Source organism: Xenophilus sp. (assembly GCF_044462705.1).
Taxonomy (GTDB): Bacteria; Pseudomonadota; Gammaproteobacteria; order Burkholderiales; family Burkholderiaceae_C; genus Xenophilus; species Xenophilus azovorans.
The window spans coordinates 1-4,196 of the sequence record NZ_JBIQNC010000305.1; the positions used below are offsets into that span (position 1 = coordinate 1).

7 protein-coding genes are annotated in these 4,196 nt (G+C 74.1%); 6 read left to right on the forward strand and 1 reads right to left on the reverse strand.

The annotated features are described in order from the left end of the window. Positions 1 to 134: 134 nt before the first annotated feature. The 6 genes from ACIY1X_RS25210 to ACIY1X_RS25235 all read left to right on the forward strand — a co-directional run bounded on the left by ACIY1X_RS25210 (position 135) and on the right by ACIY1X_RS25235 (position 3,775). Complete coding sequence (locus tag ACIY1X_RS25210) at positions 135 to 332, forward strand: hypothetical protein (protein WP_399686094.1); 198 nt, start codon at positions 135 to 137, stop codon at positions 330 to 332. A 70-nt stretch (positions 333 to 402) separates the two neighbouring features. Then, the gene (locus ACIY1X_RS25215) at positions 403 to 1,167 is read left to right on the forward strand and encodes a glutamine amidotransferase (RefSeq protein WP_399686097.1); all 765 of its coding nucleotides are present in this window, start codon (positions 403 to 405) and stop codon (positions 1,165 to 1,167) included. Continuing rightward, positions 1,164 to 1,799 carry a CDP-alcohol phosphatidyltransferase family protein gene (locus ACIY1X_RS25220; protein ID WP_399686099.1) on the forward strand — a complete coding sequence of 212 codons (636 nt, stop codon included), beginning with the start codon at positions 1,164 to 1,166 and terminating at the stop codon, positions 1,797 to 1,799. Before ACIY1X_RS25215 ends, ACIY1X_RS25220 begins: the two co-directional genes overlap by 4 nt. Beyond that, the gene (locus tag ACIY1X_RS25225) at positions 1,796 to 2,440 is read left to right on the forward strand and encodes a histidine phosphatase family protein (RefSeq protein WP_399686101.1); all 645 of its coding nucleotides are present in this window, start codon (positions 1,796 to 1,798) and stop codon (positions 2,438 to 2,440) included. The genes ACIY1X_RS25220 and ACIY1X_RS25225 overlap by 4 nt, the downstream gene beginning before the upstream one ends. Positions 2,441 to 2,453: 13 nt before the next feature. Continuing rightward, complete coding sequence (locus tag ACIY1X_RS25230) at positions 2,454 to 3,422, forward strand: DnaJ C-terminal domain-containing protein (RefSeq protein WP_399686103.1); 969 nt, start codon at positions 2,454 to 2,456, stop codon at positions 3,420 to 3,422. Positions 3,423 to 3,445: 23 nt separating this feature from the next. After that, the gene (locus tag ACIY1X_RS25235) at positions 3,446 to 3,775 is read left to right on the forward strand and encodes a chaperone modulator CbpM (RefSeq protein WP_399686106.1); all 330 of its coding nucleotides are present in this window, start codon (positions 3,446 to 3,448) and stop codon (positions 3,773 to 3,775) included. A gap of 20 nt (positions 3,776 to 3,795) precedes the next feature. Here the strand turns inward: ACIY1X_RS25235 and ACIY1X_RS25240 are convergent, their stop codons facing one another. Then, positions 3,796 to 4,008, reverse strand: coding sequence for a hypothetical protein (locus ACIY1X_RS25240; protein ID WP_399686109.1), 213 nt, complete (start codon positions 4,006 to 4,008; stop codon positions 3,796 to 3,798). Positions 4,009 to 4,196: the final 188 nt, after the last annotated feature.

Here is a 4,196-nt window from a genome sequence, read left to right on the forward strand (position 1 = left end):
GCGCGCGGCCACGCCGAGTGGGGCCGCGGCCGCTCCCTCTTCGGCGGCCACATCGGCGGCGAGGCGCGCCGCGAGGCCATCGCCGACACCGCCCGGCATCTGGCGCAGGCCGCCGCGCACGCCGACGAGAAGGCGTGAAGAGCGAGGCCGCCGGGCCGGGCTGTCCTACAAGGCACCGCAGTCCCTTCCGACGGCCGCCGCCGCCGCGTGCGCCCACACTGGCTGGACATTCCAACAAATCACTGGAGAACAGCCGCGTGAACACCGTCATCTACATCGTCGGCCTGGTCGTCGTCATCGCCGCCATCCTGTCCTTCTTCGGCCTGCGCTGAGCGGCGCGCCAGCGCCATCCGCCGGCCCGAGGCCATGCGCGGCGTGCTGCGCTGCGGCATCATCGGGCCCATGTCCGCCGACCTGCCCGAACCTCCCCGCCCCCTCGTCATCCTCAAGCTGGGCGACACGCTGCCCGAACTGCGCGAGCGCCAGGACGACTTCGAGCACTGGATCGCGCGCAGCCTGGGCCGCAACGACCTCGACCTGGCCGTGCTGGACCCGCGGCGCGGCGACACGCTGCCGCCGCCCGGGCGCACGGCCGGCGTGGTGGCCAGCGGCTCGCACGCCATGGTGTCGCACCGTGAAGCCTGGAGCGAAGCCGCCGGCCGCTGGCTGGCGCAGGCGGCGCGCGCCGGCGTGCCGGTGCTGGGCATCTGCTACGGCCACCAGCTGCTGGCCGACGCGCTGGGCGGCCGCGCCGACGACCACCCGCTCGGGCGCGAGGTGGGCACGGTGGAGGTCGAACTGCTGCCCGAGGCCGAAGGCGATGCGCTGATGGCCGGGCTGCCGCCGCGCTTCGCCGCGCACGTCGTACACCGCCAGAGCGCGCTCGCGCTGCCGCCGGGCGCCGTCGCGCTGGCCCGCAACGCCTGGGAGCCGCACCAGGCCGTGCGCTTCGGCGAGGCCGCCTGGGGCGTGCAGTTCCATCCCGAGTTCGACGCCGACGCGATGCGCGGCTATGTCGACGCGCTGGCCGGCGAACTGGGTGAGGACGCCGTGCCGCGGCGCGCCGCGGTGCGCCCCACGCCGGAGGCGGCCGGCCTGCTGGCCCGCTTCGCCGCCCTCGTCGCCCGGCGCGAAGCCGCGCGCGCCGCCGGCACGGAGCCCGCATGACGTCCACGCCACCACCGCCGCGCCGCCGCTTCTCCATGATCCGCGAGTTCCACCTCGCGGACTTCTTCACCCTGGGCAACGCCGCCTGCGGCGTGGGCTGCGTCTTCCTGGCGATGGCCTTCGTCGCCAGCGGCTCGCTCGCGCACTTCTACGCGGCCTGCGCGCTCGCGCCGGCCGCCTTCGCCTTCGACGTGCTCGACGGGCGCATCGCGCGCTGGCGCCAGACCTCCTCGCCCCTCGGCCGCGAACTGGACTCGCTGGCCGACGTGATCTCCTTCGGCATGGCGCCGGCCGCGCTGGGCTTCGCGGCGGGGCTGCGCGGCGGCTGGGACGCGGTGCTGCTGGCCTACTTCGTCTGCTGCGGCGTGAGCCGGCTGGCGCGCTTCAACGTCACGGCCGAGGCGCTCTCGGAAGGCGGCGACAAGGTGAAGTACTTCGAGGGCACGCCGATCCCCACCAGCGTGGTGCTGGTCGGCCTGCTCGCCTGGGCCGCCGGCGCCGGACGCATCGGCGAGACCCTGGCCGGCGGCGCCTGGGCGCTGGGGCCGTGGACGCTGCATCCGTTCACCCTGCTGTATGCGCTGTCGGGTACCCTGATGATCAGCAAGACCCTGCGCATCCCGAAGCTGTGAACCACCCCGCCCCGACCCACCCCGCGCCGCGCGGCATGGCCCGACTGATCGAGCTGGCCGCCGGCCGGCCGCTGTCGCTGTCGTGCAGCCGCTTCTACTTCCTGCGCCACGGCCAGACGCCGCGCAACGCGCTGCGCATCTTCCAGTCCTACGACGAGCCGCTGTCCGAGCTGGGCGTGCAGCAGGCCGCGCTGGCCGCCGCCGTGCTGGCCGGCGAGCCGATCCGCAGCATCGTGTGCAGCGACGCGCAGCGCGCGCTGGACACCGCCCTGGCCGTGGCCGCGCACCACCGGCTCGCCCCGGCGGCCCGCGAGGCGCTGCGCGAGCGCCATTTCGGCGCGCTGATCGGCAGCTCCTCGGCCGACATCGACTGGGCCTGCGCGCCGGAAGGCGGCGAGACGCTGCCACAGTTCGTCGAGCGCAAGCGCGCCGCGCTGGCCGCCGCCCTGGCCGAGCCCGCCCCGGTGCTGGTGGTGGCGCACGGCGGCACCCTGTACGTGCTGGCCGCCCTGCTGGGCGTGCCGGTGGACGCCCGCGTGATGGGCAACGCCCAGCCCCTTTGTTTCGAGCGCATCGGCCCCACCTGGCAGGTGACGGCCCTGCGCCCGCCGGCCGACCCGGCGGGCGCTGCCCTGGCCTGATTCCCCACCCACCATGGAATTCAAGGACTACTACAGCGCCCTGGGCGTCGACCCGAAGGCCGGCGAGGACGAGATCCGCAAGGCGTATCGTCGCCTCGCCCGCAAGTACCACCCCGACGTCAGCAAGGAAGCCGACGCCGAGACCCGCATGCGCGAGGTCAACGAGGCCTGGGACGTGCTGGGCGACAAGGACAAGCGCGCCGCCTACGACGCGCTGGCCGAGCGCGTGAAGAGCGGCGGCGGCACCGGCACCGGCGGCTTCCAGCCGCCGCCGGGCTGGGACGAGGGCTTCGAGTTCCACCGCGCCCAGGGCGGCCCGGCCGACCACGCCGACTTCAGCGAGTTCTTCTCCTCGCTGTTCGGCGCGGCCGAGCGGCGCAGCGCCAGCCGGCGCAACTTCAAGGCGCGCGGCGAGGACCACCACGCCGCCATCGAGGTGCCGCTGGAGTTCGCCCTGACCGGCGGCGAGCGCGAGATCCAGTTGCGCGCGCTGGAACTGGACGAACAGGGCCAGCCGCAGTGGGTCGCCCGCACGCTGCGGGTGAACATCCCGCGCGGCGTGCACCCTGGCCAGTACATCCGGCTGGCCGGCCAGGGCCTGCCCGGCCACGGCGGCGAGCCGCCCGGCGACCTGTACCTGGAAGTGCGCATCGCACCGCACCCGCTGTACATGGTGGACGGGCGCGACCTGCTGATGACGCTGCCCGTCACGCCGTCCGAGGCGGCGCTGGGCGCGGAGGTCGAGGTGCCGCTGCCCGGCGGCGGCACGGGCGCCGTGCGCGTGCCGCCCAACGCGCGGCCCGGCCTCAAGCTGCGGCTGAAGGACCGCGGGCCGGGCGGCCACCTGTACCTGGTGCTGGAGCTGGCCCTGCCGCCGGCGGACAGCGATGCCGCCCGCGCCGCCTACGAGCAGCTGGCCCGGGCCACCACCGGCTTCGACCCGCGCCGCCGGCTCCACGCCGGCGCGGGCGCGGCGGCGTGATGCGCGGCAGGAGCGAGAACACCATGAGCCATCCCGAGCGAAGCACCACCACCGTCACCGTGACCCATTGCACCGTGGTCGGCGCGGCCGACCCGCTGGCCGCGGCCGAACTGGCCCGCGCCTGCGGCGCCACGCTGGACTGGGTGGCCGAACTGGCTGCCGCCGGCATCGTCGAGGCGCCGGCCGGCCGGCCGGTGCAGGAATGGCGCTTCGGCAGCGCCGAACTGCGGCGCGCGCTGGAGACGCGGCGCCTTCAGCGCGAATTCGACGTGGGACTGGATGCCGCAGCGCTGATCCTCGATCTGCAGCAGGAACTGCGGCGCCTGCGTGCCGCGCTGGCACAGCACGGCTGAAAAGAAGAGAAGAAGCGGCGTCAGGGCCTGGGCACCGACGCCATCGGCCCGAGCCAGTCGCCCGGCGGTACCGGCCCGCGCACCAGCTGCTGGATCTCGCGCGCCAGCCGCGTCGCCTCGTCGCGCGCGCCCGCCACGCCCAGCTGCATCGCCGTCAGTTGGCGTGCGTAGGCATCCGTCAGTTCAGCCCATTGGGCAAATGATGCTTCCATCCCCAGAGTCGCCTCGTCCATGCGGTTCCCTTTCTCGCGCTCCTGGCGCGCCGGGTGATCCGACCGTGTGAATCGTCCCCCGATGCACCCGCTCGTGACCGGTGCAACTGGGGACGACTTAAGTATTTCACATTCAATTGACAGAGTATGGCGAATTGTAAAGTCGCCGAAGACCCTGTCCGTGGACAAAGCGGCCTTCGATCCGCCTA

Bases quoted from the DNA above. Each gene is read 5' to 3' on its own strand.
- ACIY1X_RS25235 (WP_399686106.1), top strand. From the start codon at position 3,446: ATGAGCCATCCCGAGCGAAGCACCACCACCGTCACCGTGACCCATTGC.
- ACIY1X_RS25220 (WP_399686099.1), top strand. From the start codon at position 1,164: ATGACGTCCACGCCACCACCGCCGCGCCGCCGCTTCTCCATGATCCGC.
- ACIY1X_RS25215 (WP_399686097.1), top strand. From the start codon at position 403: ATGTCCGCCGACCTGCCCGAACCTCCCCGCCCCCTCGTCATCCTCAAG.
- ACIY1X_RS25230 (WP_399686103.1), top strand. From the start codon at position 2,454: ATGGAATTCAAGGACTACTACAGCGCCCTGGGCGTCGACCCGAAGGCC.
- ACIY1X_RS25240 (WP_399686109.1), bottom strand. From the start codon at position 4,008: ATGGACGAGGCGACTCTGGGGATGGAAGCATCATTTGCCCAATGGGCT.